Annotated in this window: 20 protein-coding genes; 8 read left to right on the plus strand and 12 right to left on the minus strand. The window is 50.6% G+C overall.

Going from position 1 to position 14729, the window contains the following annotated elements:
- Positions 1–80: 80 nt before the first annotated feature.
- The 4 genes from AC4BAN_RS09430 to AC4BAN_RS09445 form a co-directional block, all read right to left on the minus strand.
- Positions 81–368: a cell division protein ZapA gene (locus AC4BAN_RS09430; RefSeq protein ID WP_490564146.1), complete on the minus strand. Its 288-nt coding sequence runs from the start codon at positions 366–368 to the stop codon at positions 81–83.
- Positions 369–442: 74 nt separating this feature from the next.
- Positions 443–739 carry a hypothetical protein gene (locus AC4BAN_RS09435; RefSeq protein WP_490564147.1) on the minus strand — a complete coding sequence of 99 codons (297 nt, stop codon included), beginning with the start codon at positions 737–739 and terminating at the stop codon, positions 443–445.
- Positions 740–743: 4 nt separating this feature from the next.
- A complete protein-coding gene (gene pheT / locus AC4BAN_RS09440; RefSeq protein ID WP_490564148.1) occupies positions 744–3161 on the minus strand; it encodes a phenylalanine--tRNA ligase subunit beta in 2418 nt (805 codons plus the stop codon).
- Between the two features lie 123 nt (positions 3162–3284).
- Positions 3285–3902, minus strand: a complete 618-nt coding sequence (locus AC4BAN_RS09445; RefSeq protein ID WP_490564149.1) for a DUF1684 domain-containing protein — start codon at positions 3900–3902, stop codon at positions 3285–3287.
- Here AC4BAN_RS09445 and AC4BAN_RS09450 point away from each other — a divergent pair.
- The 5 genes from AC4BAN_RS09450 (at position 3877) to AC4BAN_RS09470 (ending at position 7043) form a co-directional block, all read left to right on the plus strand.
- A complete protein-coding gene (locus tag AC4BAN_RS09450) occupies positions 3877–4182 on the plus strand; it encodes a DUF1801 domain-containing protein (protein WP_490564150.1) in 306 nt (101 codons plus the stop codon). The two genes, AC4BAN_RS09445 and AC4BAN_RS09450, sit on opposite strands and share 26 nt — an antisense overlap.
- A gap of 182 nt (positions 4183–4364) precedes the next feature.
- Positions 4365–6215 (plus strand): pyruvate kinase, encoded by a 1851-nt coding sequence (locus AC4BAN_RS09455; RefSeq protein WP_490564151.1) that lies wholly within the window; start codon positions 4365–4367, stop codon positions 6213–6215.
- A 196-nt stretch (positions 6216–6411) separates the two neighbouring features.
- Positions 6412–6660, plus strand: coding sequence for a hypothetical protein (locus AC4BAN_RS09460; RefSeq protein WP_490564152.1), 249 nt, complete (start codon positions 6412–6414; stop codon positions 6658–6660).
- A gap of 12 nt (positions 6661–6672) precedes the next feature.
- The gene (locus tag AC4BAN_RS09465; RefSeq protein WP_490564153.1) at positions 6673–6840 is read left to right on the plus strand and encodes a hypothetical protein; all 168 of its coding nucleotides are present in this window, start codon (positions 6673–6675) and stop codon (positions 6838–6840) included.
- Entirely contained in the window at positions 6840–7043 is a 204-nt protein-coding gene (locus AC4BAN_RS09470; RefSeq protein WP_490564154.1) for a YwbE family protein, read from the plus strand. The genes AC4BAN_RS09465 and AC4BAN_RS09470 overlap by 1 nt, the downstream gene beginning before the upstream one ends.
- Before the next feature lie 9 nt (positions 7044–7052).
- Here AC4BAN_RS09470 and radC read toward each other — a convergent pair whose 3' ends face one another.
- Positions 7053–7775: a RadC family protein gene (radC, locus tag AC4BAN_RS09475; protein WP_490564155.1), complete on the minus strand. Its 723-nt coding sequence runs from the start codon at positions 7773–7775 to the stop codon at positions 7053–7055.
- A 156-nt stretch (positions 7776–7931) separates the two neighbouring features.
- Between radC and AC4BAN_RS09480 the strand changes: the two genes are divergently transcribed.
- The 3 genes from AC4BAN_RS09480 (at position 7932) to AC4BAN_RS09490 (ending at position 10673) form a co-directional block, all read left to right on the plus strand.
- Positions 7932–9170, plus strand: a complete 1239-nt coding sequence (locus tag AC4BAN_RS09480; protein WP_490564156.1) for a metallophosphoesterase — start codon at positions 7932–7934, stop codon at positions 9168–9170.
- A 133-nt stretch (positions 9171–9303) separates the two neighbouring features.
- Positions 9304–9858, plus strand: a complete 555-nt coding sequence (locus tag AC4BAN_RS09485; RefSeq protein WP_490564157.1) for a hypothetical protein — start codon at positions 9304–9306, stop codon at positions 9856–9858.
- A 179-nt stretch (positions 9859–10037) separates the two neighbouring features.
- On the plus strand, positions 10038–10673 hold the full coding sequence (locus tag AC4BAN_RS09490) for a carboxypeptidase-like regulatory domain-containing protein (RefSeq protein ID WP_490564158.1): 636 nt from the start codon (positions 10038–10040) through the stop codon (positions 10671–10673).
- Between the two features lie 30 nt (positions 10674–10703).
- On the opposite strand, the gene AC4BAN_RS09495 is transcribed toward AC4BAN_RS09490, so the two are convergent.
- The 7 genes from AC4BAN_RS09495 to AC4BAN_RS09525 all read right to left on the minus strand — a co-directional run bounded on the left by AC4BAN_RS09495 (position 10704) and on the right by AC4BAN_RS09525 (position 14726).
- On the minus strand, positions 10704–11192 hold the full coding sequence (locus tag AC4BAN_RS09495) for a DUF4112 domain-containing protein (protein ID WP_490564159.1): 489 nt from the start codon (positions 11190–11192) through the stop codon (positions 10704–10706).
- Positions 11193–11262: 70 nt separating this feature from the next.
- Positions 11263–11493: a hypothetical protein gene (locus AC4BAN_RS09500; protein ID WP_490564160.1), complete on the minus strand. Its 231-nt coding sequence runs from the start codon at positions 11491–11493 to the stop codon at positions 11263–11265.
- 242 nt (positions 11494–11735) lie between these two features.
- Entirely contained in the window at positions 11736–11996 is a 261-nt protein-coding gene (locus AC4BAN_RS09505; protein WP_490564161.1) for a hypothetical protein, read from the minus strand.
- A 96-nt stretch (positions 11997–12092) separates the two neighbouring features.
- Positions 12093–12596 (minus strand): cupin domain-containing protein, encoded by a 504-nt coding sequence (locus tag AC4BAN_RS09510; protein WP_490564162.1) that lies wholly within the window; start codon positions 12594–12596, stop codon positions 12093–12095.
- Between the two features lie 273 nt (positions 12597–12869).
- Positions 12870–13430: a fasciclin domain-containing protein gene (locus tag AC4BAN_RS09515; RefSeq protein WP_490564163.1), complete on the minus strand. Its 561-nt coding sequence runs from the start codon at positions 13428–13430 to the stop codon at positions 12870–12872.
- Positions 13431–13836: 406 nt separating this feature from the next.
- Positions 13837–14355 (minus strand): hypothetical protein, encoded by a 519-nt coding sequence (locus AC4BAN_RS09520; RefSeq protein ID WP_490564164.1) that lies wholly within the window; start codon positions 14353–14355, stop codon positions 13837–13839.
- Between the two features lie 122 nt (positions 14356–14477).
- On the minus strand, positions 14478–14726 hold the full coding sequence (locus AC4BAN_RS09525; protein ID WP_490564165.1) for a DUF2442 domain-containing protein: 249 nt from the start codon (positions 14724–14726) through the stop codon (positions 14478–14480).
- Positions 14727–14729 lie beyond the last annotated feature (3 nt).

Genomic DNA, 14729 nt, shown 5'->3' on the forward strand with positions numbered 1-14729 from the left:
CACCTGCAAAGGAACAGTGTATGGCTTAAAAGCCTGAACGAAGTATAAGCGGCATGCCAGCGCAGGGCCGGCAACGGGGCTTATTTATTTGTCGATGAGAGAAGGTCATCCAGTACGTTGAGTTGTTGTCCCACTTTAGAGAGATGAGCTTCTTTCTCATCCTCCAGCTTTAACTTCTCCGCCATGGTTTCAAAGGCTACCATAGCCAACAGGTCTTGTTTGTCCTGAATACTGAACTGGTCTTTGTAAAAACGCAGGCGCTCGTTCAGTAATTTCCCGACCACCCGAAGTCTTTCTTCCTCCTCCTCCTTTACCCGCATCGGATACTCGCGTTCCGCGATGCGAATCTTAATTGCTAATTCACCCATCCGTTGCGTTTTTATTGTGTTGCTTGCCGGCCTTGCCGCAGTTAAAAGGCATTAACGCCCTTTCTGGCTGCAGTTTAGTCCTGTAAATAAGCAATACATTTATCGATTTCTCTAATGTATTCGTTTAGCTTAAGCTTTAACTCTGTCGAATTTGCAGTGTTTCCTGCTATCGTCTCTACAATTTTAACAATATTCTCCTGATTTTGAAAATTTTTTATTTGCTGCTCCTTTTCTTCCAGCCTTCCCTCCAGATATTTTACGTCATCCTGGGCCTGTGCCAGCTTCTGTTGCACCTCGGCGTAGCGGGAAATCAGCTTGCGCAGCTTGTCTTCAATGTGCTGGAGTTGTTGTAGTTGCTTTTCCTTTGGCATAGCACTATTTGCGTATAAAAGCCCCTAACTGTTTCTCAAATTGCTGCATCAGGCGATTCATCACACTTTCAATCACCTTATCGGTTAATGTTTGCTGTTTGTCCAGCAACGTGAAGCTAACGGCATAGGCTTTCTTACCTGCCTCAATCTTGTCTCCCTCGTACACATCAAACACATTCACGTCCTGCAGCAGCTTTCGCTCCGTGCGCAACGCGATCTGTTTCACCTGGTCAAAAGAAATATGCTTATCCAGCACCAGCGACAGGTCGCGGCGCACTTCCGGGTACTTTGGCAGTTCGTCGGCCACCAGCTTGTCTTTATACTTCCTGAGCAGGTAATCCCAGTTCAGCTCGGCATACCACACCTGCTCCTTCACTTCCATCAATTTGGTAACGTCTGCATCGAGCACGCCCAGCCTGGCTACCTCCGTACCGTTCTTCACATACGCTATTCCCTGGCGCATGTAGCTGTTCTGCTCCAGCGGCTGTTCCTCAAAGTCTCCGGCGTTCAGCTTGCGCAGTACGTTCTGCACCACACCCGCTAAATCGTGGAAGCTGGTTTTCATACTTGGCTGCTTCCAGCTTTCGGCGCTCAGGTTACCCGCCATGTACAGCGACAGCTTGCGGCTTTCCTGCAGCTCTCCGTCTTGCCGGGCGTACACTTTGCCCAGCTCGAACAGCTTCAGGTCGCGCTGGCGGCGGTTGATGTTGCGGCGCAGCACCTCCAGGCCGGAGAACACCATGCTCTTGCGCAGCACGTCCAGGTCTTCGGAGTTATAGTTGACCACCTGCACCAGCCCGGACACCTCCTGCCCGCCTGCCGGCTGGTAGTAGTTGGAGTTGGTGATGGAGTTGGTAATGATCTCGTGGAAGCCGTTAGCCGCAATGTAATTCATGATCACATCGGTCACATCCTCAGCGTACGGGTTCGGGAAACGGGCCAGAAAGGTGGTGGCCAGGTGCTCGTCCATTGTAATGTTGTTGAAGCCATAGATGCGCAGGATCTCCTCCACTACATCGGCCTCGCGGGTAACATCCACTTTAAAAGCCGGTACTTGCAAGGTCAGGTGCTCAGATGTTTCCCCTGCAACCACTATCCCCAGATCCGTAAGTATAGCCTTGATGCGCGCAGCGCCAATGTGCTGCCCGATCAGACTATGGGTACGTGCCAGGCTGAGCGTTATCTCTTTCTCCCCGATCGGGTTCGGATACACGTCTACTATTTCCGAAGACACCTCGCCGCCGGCAACCTCCTGCACCAGCAGCGCGGCGCGCTTTAGGGCGGTGATAACCATGTTGGGGTCGGTGCCGCGCTCAAAGCGGAACGAGGCATCGGTTTTTAAGTTATGCGCCATGCCTGTTTTGCGCACCCAGTCCGGCGAGAAATAAGCACTCTCGATAAAGATGCTACGCGTTTCGTCGGTTACGCCGGAGGCTTCGCCTCCAAATACGCCCCCAATGGCCATCGGGCCTTCAGCATCACATATCATCAGGTCGGTTGCTTTCAGCTTGCGCTCCACCCCGTCCAGTGTTTTAAATGTGGTGCCTTCGGCAACAGGCTTCACAATGATCTTGTCGCCTTTTATTTTATCAGCATCAAAAGCATGCAAGGGCTGGCCTAACTCGTGCAGCACATAATTGGTAACATCTACCACGTTATTAATGGGCGACAAGCCAATGGCCCGCAGCCGCTTCTGCATCCTTTCCGGCGACGGCCCTACCTGCAAACCTGATACGGTTACGCCCGCGTAACGCGGACAAGCCTCCGTGTTCTGCACCTCAACAGCGATCGGCTTTTTTGTATTGTCAACTTTAAAATCGTTTACAGCAGGAAGTATAGCCGGTGTGTGAAGCAGGGCCTGCAAGTCGCGGGCCACCCCGTAATGCGAGGCGGCATCGGCCCGGTTTGGCGTGAGGCCGATCTCAAAAACCTTGTCAGAGCCCAGGCCAAAGAACTCAGCGGCAGGCGTGCCGTTAGGCAGGTCGGTGTCCAGTACCATGATGCCGGCATGCGACACGCCAATCCCGATCTCATCCTCGGCACAGATCATCCCTTCCGACACGGCACCGCGAATCTTGGACTTTTTGATCTTGAAAGAGTCGCCGGCAGTGGGGTGCAGCGTGCTGTTTACCGTGGCCACCACCACACGCTGGCCTGCGGCCACGTTAGGGGCGCCACACACGATCTGGCTAGGCTCATCAGCGCCAATAGCTACTGTGGTAATGTTCAGGCGGTCTGCATCGGGGTGTCGTTCGCAGGTAAGCACCTCGCCGAGCACGATGCCTTCCAGGCCCCCTTTCACCATTTCAAAATTATGGATTGCCTCCACTTCCAGGCCTGCACCTGTCAGCAAGGTGCCTATTTCGTCTGCGTCTTTATCTGTGGGTATAAGTTGTTTCAGCCAGTCGAATGAAATCAGCATATCGTTTTCTGTCTCTGTTAAAAGAAGGTTGCTCCTGCAGCAGCCCATCTACTCCAAAATTAAACATAATTCTGTTTAGTGGCGCACGGGAAACGGGATTTTGTGCGGAGCTGAAATGTGGCGCTACTTGTCGTAGGTTTTCTCTCCTGCCGGTATGGCTATGTCCAAACGGTTATCGCTGGGCGGTACGGGGCACACATATTCCGGGTTGTAGGCACAGAAAGGGCTGTAGGAACGGTTAAAGTCCAGGACTACTGATTTATCGCCTTCCTTGAAGGGCACATCCAGGTAGCGGCCCCCGCCATAGGTCTCAAAGCCGTTTGTTTTATCGGTAAAGGGCACGAAAAGCTCCTCTTTCTCCTCTCCGCTCAGCTTTTTGTAGAGCGTAAGGCGCTGTGGCTGCCCCTGCAGCTCAAATGTGGCGGTGCCGTAGCGCAAGTAGGGTTCGTAGCTGCCGCTGGTCAGCGTCATCAGCAGGGTGTCCTGCTTTGGCAACTCCTCTACCTGCGCCTTTACTCGGTACTCCTGGTTTGGCGCGTAGTATACCAGGTTCTTGAAGCTGCGGCGGTCTTTATCCAGGAAAGGGGAGTTTGCCTGACTCCGGAATGAGAGGTCTTTGTCTTCCCGCTCTTTCTGCAGGGGCTTCAGGTAATTTTCCTCGTTAAAAAAAGCATCCTTAAAGAAATAGAAAAGTACCAGCGCTACGCCAGCAAGTATGATCAGTCTCAGCGGTCCCTGCATAAAACACGATTTCTGTTGTTTGTGCAAAGGTCGTAATTTTTGGCAAGTTTCGCACAGGCGCCCAGACTTCCTTCTGAGGGTATGGTTTCTTCTCGGTTTTTCCCCACGCAAAGCAAACCTTTCGCTACACCTTGTACTCGATATGAAGCGGCATGCGGCGGAACTTGACAAGCTGGGCAAATACAAAACCGGGGCAGGCTGCCTCTACATCAACAAGCTGGCTGACATAGACCTAAAGGTTTTGGAAGTACTGATAGACACAGCACTTCAGGGCAAATAACAAGGCAGCTTTATTAAACAAAAACCCAAAAAAGGGCAACGGGTTTTAAACGAATATGCAGCTACACCTACCCTCCCAGAACAGCGTTACACCCGGCTGCGCTATACTTCAATCAGATTTGATACTTCGGCACAACCCTCACCCCTTATCTGCAGTTTGACCAAGTAGAAGTACGCCAGGTCATGCCAAAGCAGAAAACGGAAAATTATACGCAACTGATAGCACAGCTCGATCAGCTGTATGAGGAAGCCGTGAAGCTGGAGCAGAAATTTGCACCGACGCTTAAAAAAGTATCCCCCGATTTCCGAAAAAGCGCCAGGAACCTGTTGCACTACCTGGTGCTGCGGCACCACGACATCAGGGAACTTCAGACACAGCTCTCCCAACTGGGCTTATCGTCTTTGGGCCGGGCAGAGGGCCACGTACTGGCCAGCCTGCTGGCTGTCCGCAACCACCTCTGCCACCTGGCAGGCTGCCACACAACCACCAAAACCCTGGCTGTTTCGTTTGCAGAGAACCGGAAGCTGCTTGCTGCGCATACCGAAGCGCTGCTGGGGCCTGCGCCTGAGAAACGGTCTACCCGCATCATGGTCACCATTCCCGGCGAGGCAGCCGATAACTACGAACTTATACTTAGGCTGTTGAACGCTGGCATGAACTGTGCCCGCATTAACTGCGCCCACGATAACGCGAAAGTATGGCTGAAAATGGTACAGCAGATCAGAGCGGCCGAGAAGGAAACAGGCATACCCTGTAAAATACTGATGGACCTGATGGGGCCCAAACTACGCACCGGCACTTTAAAGGAAGGACCAAAACTGGTGGTGCTGCACCCGGTGCAGAACGATTTGGGCCAGGTAACCGAAGCTGCCAGGGTATGGCTTGCCCCACCCGGCACGCCGCCTCCCAAAAACACCGACGCCACGCTGCCTGTTCCGCCAGAATGGCTCACACAGCTGCAGGAAGGTGATAAAATTCATTTTACCGACACCCGTGGCCGCAAGCGTTCACTCTCTGTTTTCCAGAAAGAGGCCAAAGGGCTTGTAACGCACCTGTTTAAAACATCCTACATCACTTCCGGCACCGCGCTGCGGGTAAGTAGCAAAGCCATACCCACACGGAAAACAGTGGTGGGCGAGTTACCCGCCTCTTTCTCTCCCATTATTCTTAAAACGGACAGTCTGTTGGTGCTCACCAAAGCGCAAATACCCGGAGAACCTGCGCAATACGATGCGAAGGGCCATGTGGTACAGCCGGCACACATTGCCTGCACCCTGCCCGAGGTTTTCTCGCAGGTAAAGCAAGGGCAGCTTATTCTTTTTAACGATGGCAAGATAGAGGGAGAGATACAGGAGGTTAACCCGGAGCAGTTGCTGATAAAGATCACCTCGGCCAGCCAGGCAGGCAGTAAGCTGCGTGCCGACCAGGGGATTAACCTGCCAGAGAGTATGATCCATGTGCCCGGCCTGACCGAGAAGGATAAGCGCGACCTGAATTTTGTGGCCAGGTATGGCGATGTGGTTAACCTGTCGTTTGTGAACCAGGTGGAGAATGTGGAGGCGCTGCACCGCGAGCTTAAGAAGCTAAAGGCTAAAAACCTTGGGGTGATGCTGAAGATCGAAACGCAGGAGGGATTCCGGAACCTGCCCCGCTTGCTGCTGGCCACCATGAAAACCTATCCTGCCGGCATCATGATCGCGCGCGGCGACCTGGCCGTGGAGTGCGGCTGGCAAAGGCTGGCTGAGGTGCAGGAGGAGATCCTTTGGCTCTGCGAGGCCGCGCACATGCCGGTGGTTTGGGCGACGCAGGTGTTGGAGAGCCTGGCCAAAAAAGGGCGCCCCTCCAGGGCCGAGATCACGGATGCCGCCATGGCCCAGCGCGCCGACTGCGTGATGCTGAACAAAGGGCCTCATGTAGTAAAGGCCATTGAGCTGCTACACGACATCCTGGTGCGCATGCAGGAGCACCAAAGCAAGAAAACCTCCATGCTGCGCAGCCTGCACATATCCGACCTGGAAGAACTGAACTCCTGACATAAAAGACCTTTCAACCGCAGTATTCCGGCTGCATTTTACCTCCGCACAAGCCATCGATCTGAAATTCAGCTAGATAATTTTAATTATTGTAATTATTTTTTATAAATTACCCTCTCAAAGTACAAACCGAGTCAGTAAATACCGGACTGGCAAATGTTACGCGCAGTCATTTTTCACTAAAAACTTTTGTTTGATGAAAACGAGAAAGATAGAGAAGCTACTGTACAAAATTGCCATACTTTTGGTGATAGCGGGTGCCGGGATCACTTTTCTGCACATATCTGCTAATGGCCTGGGCTGGTACCTGATCCTGGCCGGGCACCTGGTGGGCATCATTGCCATCTTTATGTACATGAATTACAGCAACACCCAACAACAGCAAAACCAGTTGGTAAAGCACGGCAAGCAAACCACAGACGATAACCAGCCGAACGCATTCTAAGTCATAAAACTTATGCCGCTTGCCATCAACAATAAACCGGTAACACACAAAGAGCTGCTTTTGGCAGATATCAGGTTAATTCAAGCCGTTGATCTCAAGACCCAGGTCGTAACCGCCGTGCAACGGACCAGCTTTGACGAAAATGCGCCTTACCTCAACATCATTACTTTAAAACACTAATGGACGGCACAAAACGATCGAATATCAAACCCGGCGCACACGTAAACATCGTGCTGAAAGAAGACCAGCGCAGCGGCACGCTCACGGAGGGGTATGTAAAGGACATCCTCACCAATTCCCCCACTCACCACCACGGCATTAAAGTGCGGCTTGAAACCGGCGAAGTTGGCCGGGTGAAGGAGGTACTGCCGTCAGAGGATTAACCCTTAACCCTACAGCGCCCCTTCGTCGGCAAAACTGTAGTAGTCGTTGTCGGTAAAGATAATGTGGTCCAGTATGGGCAGGTCGAGGAACTGGCCTGCCTCTTTCATTTTCTTGGTAAGGGAAATATCGGCCGCGCTGGGCTTGATGTTGCCGCTCGGGTGGTTGTGTACCAAAATGACGGAGCTCGCCAGTTGCTCCAGCGCCTTCTTAAAAATGATCTTAGGGTCTGCCACGGTGCCGGCCACGCCCCCCGAGCTGATGCTCTCCTTTTTCATCACCACGTTGGCGCGGTTCAGCAGAATAATCCAGAACTCCTCGTGCGGCAGGTCTAACAATTGCGGCTTTATGTAGTTGTAGATATCTGTGGAGCAGGTGATGCGTGTTTTGGCAGTAGCGGCTGTCTCTTTTCGGCGGCGGCCCAACTCCAGGGCACTCACAATGGCAATGGCCTTGGCCTCCCCTATGCCCTTGTGCCTGGTCAGGTCTTTTACCGAAAGCCTGGCCAGCTCGTTCAGGTCGTTGCTCACGGCGGCAAGTATGAGTTTGGCCACATCCACGGCCGTGAGTTTCTGAGTGCCCGAACCGATCAAAATGGCGATCAGTTCGGCGTCGCTGAGGGCGGCTTTGCCTTTGAGGAGCAATTTTTCGCGCGGACGGTCTTCCTCGGCCCAGGTTTTAATGTTCAGGGGCTGCTGGTATGGCGCAATGGCAGTGGCTTCGGTCTCTTTCACTTACGGTATAGATTTTGATGATGCTTGGGATGTTAGTGCAATTATTTTCGTTAAGGATTAGTTCAGCTCTGGCAGCTAAATATTTTCATATTTTATTTTTTAAACCCTAAGCATCCGCTTCCGCATATTCCCTTTGCCTGGCAAGCGACTTTATTTATGATACAACGCCTTTTTTCATTCGGAATAATCGTGCTGATCCTCTTTTTGGTAGACCTGTATGTATTCCAGGCTATCCGGATGGTGACACAAAGTTTGGCTCCCTCTTCTCAACGTATTGTGCATTTCCTGTATTGGCTGTTGTTTGCCATAACGGCAGGCACGTTTGTGCTGGCCACGGCCACACGCGGTACGCCACCCAGCACGTTCCAGACCTACCTTGCCAGCACGCTGTTCATTATTTTCGCCTCTAAGCTGGTGGTGATCTTATTCTTGTTGCTGGATGACGCCTTTCGCTTAGGCAAAGTGGCCTTTAACGGCGTGAGCAGCGGAGTGCCCTTCGACCCTTCCCGTAACCGGTTCTTCAGCCAGCTTGGGCTGGTTGTGGCAGCGGTGCCCTTTACGGCGTTTATCTACGGCATGGTGAAGGGGGCCTATGATTACCGTGTAAAGCGCATTACCCTGCATTTCCCGAACCTGCCGGCTGCTTTCGATGGCTATAAAATCCTTCAGATATCAGACCTGCACACGGGCAGCTTCACCTCCACCGACCCGCTGAAGGAAGCTGTCTCGATCATAAACAAACAGGAGGCCGACCTGGTGTTCTTTACCGGCGACCTGGTAAACAACCTGGCCTCTGAGGTGCAGCCCCATATCCCGACGCTGAAAGAGGTGAAGGCTAAAACGGCCGTATACTCTGTGCTGGGCAACCACGACTATGCCGATTATGTGCGGGAGTGGCCAACGCCAACCGCCAAAAGTGAAAACCTGCAGCGCCTGAAGGAGAGCCATGCCGCCATGGGCTGGCAGCTGCTGATGAACGAGAACCGCATCATCGAGAAAGACGGGGAAAGTATAGCTGTGCTGGGTGTGGAGAACTGGGGCAACAAAGCAGGCTTTCCGAAGTATGGCCGCTTAGAAGAAGCCTATCTGGGCACTGCGCACCTTCCATTCAAAGTGCTCCTGTCGCATGACCCTTCGCACTGGGACGGGGAGATAAACCAGCAATACCAGGACATCGACCTTACCTTGTCCGGGCACACCCACGGCATGCAGTTCGGGGTAAACATACCGGGCCTGAAGTGGAGCCCGGTGCAGTATATGTATAAGCAGTGGGCGGGCCTGTATAAAAAAGGAAAGCAGCACCTGTACGTGAACACCGGCCTTGGTTTTATCGGCTACCCCGGCAGGGTGGGCTTTCTGCCCGAAATAACGGTGTTTGAGCTGAAGCGGGCCTAGCAGACGCGTGCCAGTTGCATGGCTGAGCGCCGGCTTACAAACAATAACCCAAAGGCAGCCGTAAAAATAAAGCATCCTGGCTGGCAGCCGAATTCCAGGCAGCAGCAGGCATTTAATTTTTAGAACACGACCTATGAAAAAACTTTTGTATCCGATAGCAGCCTTCAGCACCATGCTGTTGTTAACCACCTCCTGCGGCGAAGACAGGGGCACCACGTCCGAGACCGTGACCGCGAACGAAGAAGAAAGCGTAAATCCCAGCCACATCAGAGGGTATGGCGACGCTGAGCCAGGCGGGGCACCTCCAGCAAGCCCGGAGGCAGGCCAAATGTATGGCTTTGAAGCTGACCGCTATTCCGGGGAATTTACCAACGACATGAGCCTGGATAAGGACCTGGCTACTGAGATGGTAAAGATCTACTATGACCGCGACAGGCAGTTAAGTGAGTTGGAGCAGCGCTACCAGTTTACGGATGCGGGAGGCATGGCTGGGGATGAGGATAAGACCGTTAAGGGCAGTACCGCACCTATGACGGAAGCCCAAATGCAGGCAGAGCAAAAACGGATTGACGATGAAACGGACCGAAGGGTAAAGGAGAAACTAACGCCGGAGCAGTACAAAGCCTACGAAAAGAACCGCGACAAATACCACCAGATAAAATCGGGGGATAAGAACATGAAGCAGTAACAGCCTGCTCCTACTATTCAAAAGCCTGTAGCCGACACGCTACGGGCTTTTGTTTGTAGCCTTTGTACGATTCCTTTTGTACCTTCGCCATGATATAGTTTCAGACTGGCATACTATTTGGCCAGCTGGGTCGTATTAACTCTGTTAACGCCGCCTGGCCTATTCTACCACATAACCACATGCTCCGACACCTCTTGCGCTGCTTGCTTGTTCTTCTGCTTTTAATTTGTGCCGCGCAGGTACAGGCGCAGAAAAGGATCAGGATAAGCGGCACCCTGCTTGAGTCTGATAAAACAACTCCGATACCGGGGGCAAGCATTGTAAAGGTAAATTCGCAACGGGGGGTTATTTCAGACGAGGCCGGTAAATTTTTGATTGATGTGGCCCAGGAGGATACGCTTTTGATCAGGGCCATAGGGTTTAAGCCCCTGCTCTATTTACCCAAGCAATTGCCGGTTTCAGAGATCCGCGTAAATATTGTGCTGCAAGAGGACAGCGTGATGCTGGGAGAGGTGGAGATCACCAGCCGCCCTTCCCCCGAAATGATTCAGCGTGCCTTGCGCAACATGAAGCGTGACCAGACCAGCCAGGTAAAAAAGCCGGGTTATATTCCGGGCCTTGAGCCTCCGCCACCCGCTGCGCCTGCCGCGCCTACCATTCTTAACCCCGCCAGCATGCTTTACGACATGCTCTCCAGGGAAGGCAAGGAAAAGAAGAAACTACAGGAACTGCTCTTGCTGCAGGAACTGGAGCGCCTACGGAAAGAGAAGGACGATTACAACAGGTTCTTTAGAGACAACACCGGGTATGAGTAGCCTGGGGAGCAGCAATGGCGTGGCGTGCAGCTAAACTATTAAGTGATAGAGCCACTCCGCCATTTCCCACAGCGCCCAGATCATCAATGCAAAAAGTATAAGTATACCGATCAGCACCCCAATCACCAGATTTTTGCCACTCCCCTGATATTTGCCCTCCACATAATGCGCGCGCAGCAGATTCACGTTCCGCTCGTTCGCTTTAAAGGCAAAGTCGAAGAGGTTACCCAAAAATGGAATACTGCCGATAAGCGTATCCAGCGCTATGTTCAGCAACATGCGCACGACCAGCTTACTGCTGGCCCCGTGTCTGGCCATGGTCATGACCAGCGAAGCAGACACAGCAAAGGAAGCCAGGTCGCCTGCAACAGGCAGCAAGCCCAGGATCGGATCCAGGCCAAAACGGAATTTAGTGCCCGGTAACCTGAACTGGTTATCCATGAGGCGCGCGATGCGCTCTACCCATTTCAGCTTTTCGGTGTGCGGCGTGCGCGTATAGTGGTTGCTTATTTCTGACATACGCGCTTATACGAGAAGCCTTGACGAAAGGTGATTTTTAGCCTTTCGCAATCTTTAGTAAGCGTGTTGCTTAGTTCCTCCTTTTTCTAAAAGCTTTATCACGCTGCTTGCGTTGTTTGCCCAAACTTTTCGAACCATTCCATTTCTTGTTCTTGCTCTCCTGGCGGCCGTTGTTAAAGCGCATGCTCCTATGGTCATCGTCCAGTACAACTGCTTTTTTACTTCTGGCTAAGGGTGAGCAGGAGGCGATCAGGAGGCCCAGCAGTAAAACCAGTAGTCCTTGTTTAAAATTTTGCATCATGGCTAAAAGTTGTTTTCAATGTTGATTTGTAAAAGCTAAAGTGTAGAAAATAAGTTCATTAAAGTTTTACATATACTTTATAAATAAACAATGGTTCAGTATAAATTAAATAACACCATACCCATCGCCTGAAAAAAGGTAAATTATTTTATAAGTAAAACCATATATTCAGGATTAAAGTACAAAAAAGGCGCTGCAACAACTACTGTTACAGCGCCTTTTTAATTTAATATAAGCGTTAGTTAACTCTTCTTTTTACCGTTGCCTTTCTTCTTTTGCTTTGTGTGGCCCGGGTTGGTCGTGTTAGAGTGGTGAGGATTGTTAGAGTTTTTATACCACCCCTTGTGCAACCCGTTATCATGCCGGGCATCTGCCACGCGCACCTGCTTCCCATCGATCACGATTATTTTCCCGGTGCTGTTTGGTTTTGATTTAGAGGATGAACAGGACGCCATTAAAAATACGGAGCCCAGTAAAACCAGGCCTTTACTTAAGTAATTCATCAGGATAAGTTAGTTATGCTCGCTAAACGATAACAAAATGGCTATAGTATAAAGCTTTTAGGTGGTGCTAGTTTGAAGGGTTCTTTTAAAAAGGCATTACCTCCCAAAATCATCCTGCACCCGCACAATATCCTCTTCATCCGAAGGGTTCTCGGCATCAGTGTGCTGCCAGATCTCAGCCAGCACGCTCCATTCCTCAAGCCCAACCAGCCGGTGCCGTTCGCCCTGTTGCAGGGTAATCAGAGTGCCAGGCGCCAGCTCTTGCAACTCCCCCTCCTGATCGGTGGCACTGGTCACGATGCCCACTTTGCCTCTCAGCACTTTCCAGATCTCTGCGCGACGGTGATGGTATTGCCAGGAAAGTCGCTTTCCGGGAGCCACTAATAAAAACTTCGGGCTTAATTTTTCTGATATTTTGATTTCCTCCAGGGGGATTCCTTCAAAATATTTCTCGGCAAACGCTTTTGCCTGGTTTTCATCTATCACAAAGAAACCGCCCCAGGGCCGGGTATCGTCTTGTTTAACTACCTCAAAATTATTGGCTTGCAGTTCCTGCTCTACCTCTTCAAACAGCGCCTTCTTCTCCTTCTCTATGCTCATCTTAAAATATCTGTGGTATGAATGCCCAAGTATAGGCTATTGGTAATTTAAAGTAAAGTGATACTGCTAAATTAAAATTTGGTTATGCCAGGCTGTTTATACAGTATAAAAAGTAAATGCTGCCTTGCCCCTGTAAGCACATAGCTTGAGTGAATAGAGCAGAGAGAGGCGCCCACAAAAAAAACTGCATGCTATAAACATAGCATGCAGCAGAAACTTGTGTAGGTATTTGGTTTAAAAACTGCCCTGTAACAGACTGCTTATTAAAGATGCTTATTTAGGCAGCATCACTTTGTCGAGCACGTGGATCACGCCGTTGGACTGCTGCACATCGTACACCGAAATGTTGGCCGTGTTGCCCTGCTCGTCCATCAGCACGATGTTTCGGTCGCCGTTCATCTTGGCTGTAAGCGTGCCGCCGCTCACCGTCTTGAGCTCTGCCTTGCCTTTGCCAGCCTTGATGGCGGCCATCAGCTTGGCTGCGTCCATACGGCCCGGCACCACGTGGTAGGTAAGCACCGTGGTCAGCGTCTGCTTGTTCTCGGGCTTGAGCAGGGTAGCAACCGTGCCGTCGGGCAGGTTCTCGAAGGCGTCATTAGTCGGGGCGAACACCGTGAATGGACCCTTGCCCTTAAGTGTTTCCACCAGGCCGGCCGCCTTTACGGCCGCCACCAGCGTGGTGTGGTCTTTGGAGTTAACGGCGTTGTCCACGATGTCTTTGGTGGTGTACATGGCCTCGCCGCCCACCATCACTGTTTTAGGGGCCTGCGCCAGGGCAGGAGTTAACGTAGCCGCTCCGGCCACCAGCATCAACGATAAAATGATCTTCTTCATGTCTTTTTGTTTTAAGTATGGCTCACTTACGCCCCAAATGCCCGGCCCGGATTTACCATACCTGAAAAATATTAGAAATAAACGATGCAAGGCCAAAGCACAACCCATTAAGCCACTGTTTATCAGCCGCTTGCAAGGCTGTAAATTTATTTGATTTGGCCGCTTATATTTTTGTTTAGTTAATGCTGTGCGTGTATCGGCACGAAAAAGAAGGGATGTTTACGAAGGAAATCTCCGATTGCTGCGTAGAAAGCGACATGCGGAGCTGCAAATTTTTAAGCTTTTATAAATTACTAATTGGTGCTAAACGCATAGTATATACACAGTAGGGCAAACAAATGTGCAGAATTGCGCCCTGGTAAAAAGGGAATGTTAAGTGTTGTTAATGGAAAACAACACCTAAACCTTAAGATTGACTTGCAGTAGCTGTAATCAAGAGCATTACTACCACTGTCCGCACTCTTCGCTTACGAGCCATTTGTCGGATAAAGAGCCCACTGCTGATAAGCAACTTTTCTGTTTCAGTAGATAATGAGTCCATTACACTTATTGATCCTTTTTCCATTGAACTCATGGTAGCTTGCTGATATTTGATGATTGTTTCCCCCTGCTCATTTTTCCAATAAACTTCTTGTTCCCAAAAGCTGGTAGAAATGGCAAAGCTTTCTCCTGTCAATCGTTTTAATGTCTTTTCTCCCAGTAGCCCGCTGTGAATTTCACCAATCGGCTTCCCGTCCTTTGTCACTAGTACATCTCTGTTCCAGAAGCTCTTTTGAGTAAAATTTAGCTGCGTATGCGCATCGGTATATGTTGCTTTGAAGTTCAAAATGCTATTAAACGTCAATTGGCCAATAAGCTCTTGCCCAATCGAGAATATGAAATTTCGGGCATTCCAGTCCGTACTTTTCCAGTGTAAGGTCTTCAATTTTTAAATAGTTATTTTAATTTATGGATCTAGCTTTTAGGTTTACGGACCTAATTTCTATGGTTGAAACGGTTGGGCACTGCCTGAGTTCAAAGCAAAACGCGAGTTTAAGCAGTGTTGGGTTATGCCACGTGCTTCTTCTCTTCAGGCATTTCTCTTAAGAAGTTAGGACAGATGTCATACCCATTATACCACTCAAGCCCACCACCTGACTCAATGGTTACTTTGTTAAAGTTGTTGTGATCCAACAAGTCCTTTGTAAATCCCTGTCCAATCAATGGCCTGATATTTACTACTTTATCAAAACCGTCTTGAAACTTTAACCAGATATTATAATTGCTCAAAATTTCAAACCCAACTATTTCATTCATGGC

This window comes from Pontibacter sp. GD13 (assembly GCF_058216355.1).

Coding starts and splice junctions, on each gene's coding strand:
- AC4BAN_RS09430 (WP_490564146.1), bottom strand. CDS start 368: ATGGGTGAATTAGCAATTAAGATTCGCATCGCGGAACGCGAGTATCCG.
- AC4BAN_RS09435 (WP_490564147.1), bottom strand. CDS start 739: ATGCCAAAGGAAAAGCAACTACAACAACTCCAGCACATTGAAGACAAG.
- pheT (WP_490564148.1), bottom strand. CDS start 3,161: ATGCTGATTTCATTCGACTGGCTGAAACAACTTATACCCACAGATAAA.
- AC4BAN_RS09450 (WP_490564150.1), top strand. CDS start 3,877: ATGATCAGTCTCAGCGGTCCCTGCATAAAACACGATTTCTGTTGTTTG.
- AC4BAN_RS09445 (WP_490564149.1), bottom strand. CDS start 3,902: ATGCAGGGACCGCTGAGACTGATCATACTTGCTGGCGTAGCGCTGGTA.
- AC4BAN_RS09455 (WP_490564151.1), top strand. CDS start 4,365: ATGCCAAAGCAGAAAACGGAAAATTATACGCAACTGATAGCACAGCTC.
- AC4BAN_RS09460 (WP_490564152.1), top strand. CDS start 6,412: ATGAAAACGAGAAAGATAGAGAAGCTACTGTACAAAATTGCCATACTT.
- AC4BAN_RS09465 (WP_490564153.1), top strand. CDS start 6,673: ATGCCGCTTGCCATCAACAATAAACCGGTAACACACAAAGAGCTGCTT.
- AC4BAN_RS09470 (WP_490564154.1), top strand. CDS start 6,840: ATGGACGGCACAAAACGATCGAATATCAAACCCGGCGCACACGTAAAC.
- AC4BAN_RS09480 (WP_490564156.1), top strand. CDS start 7,932: ATGATACAACGCCTTTTTTCATTCGGAATAATCGTGCTGATCCTCTTT.
- AC4BAN_RS09485 (WP_490564157.1), top strand. CDS start 9,304: ATGAAAAAACTTTTGTATCCGATAGCAGCCTTCAGCACCATGCTGTTG.
- AC4BAN_RS09490 (WP_490564158.1), top strand. CDS start 10,038: ATGCTCCGACACCTCTTGCGCTGCTTGCTTGTTCTTCTGCTTTTAATT.
- AC4BAN_RS09495 (WP_490564159.1), bottom strand. CDS start 11,192: ATGTCAGAAATAAGCAACCACTATACGCGCACGCCGCACACCGAAAAG.
- AC4BAN_RS09500 (WP_490564160.1), bottom strand. CDS start 11,493: ATGATGCAAAATTTTAAACAAGGACTACTGGTTTTACTGCTGGGCCTC.
- AC4BAN_RS09505 (WP_490564161.1), bottom strand. CDS start 11,996: ATGAATTACTTAAGTAAAGGCCTGGTTTTACTGGGCTCCGTATTTTTA.
- AC4BAN_RS09510 (WP_490564162.1), bottom strand. CDS start 12,596: ATGAGCATAGAGAAGGAGAAGAAGGCGCTGTTTGAAGAGGTAGAGCAG.
- AC4BAN_RS09515 (WP_490564163.1), bottom strand. CDS start 13,430: ATGAAGAAGATCATTTTATCGTTGATGCTGGTGGCCGGAGCGGCTACG.
- AC4BAN_RS09525 (WP_490564165.1), bottom strand. CDS start 14,726: ATGAATGAAATAGTTGGGTTTGAAATTTTGAGCAATTATAATATCTGG.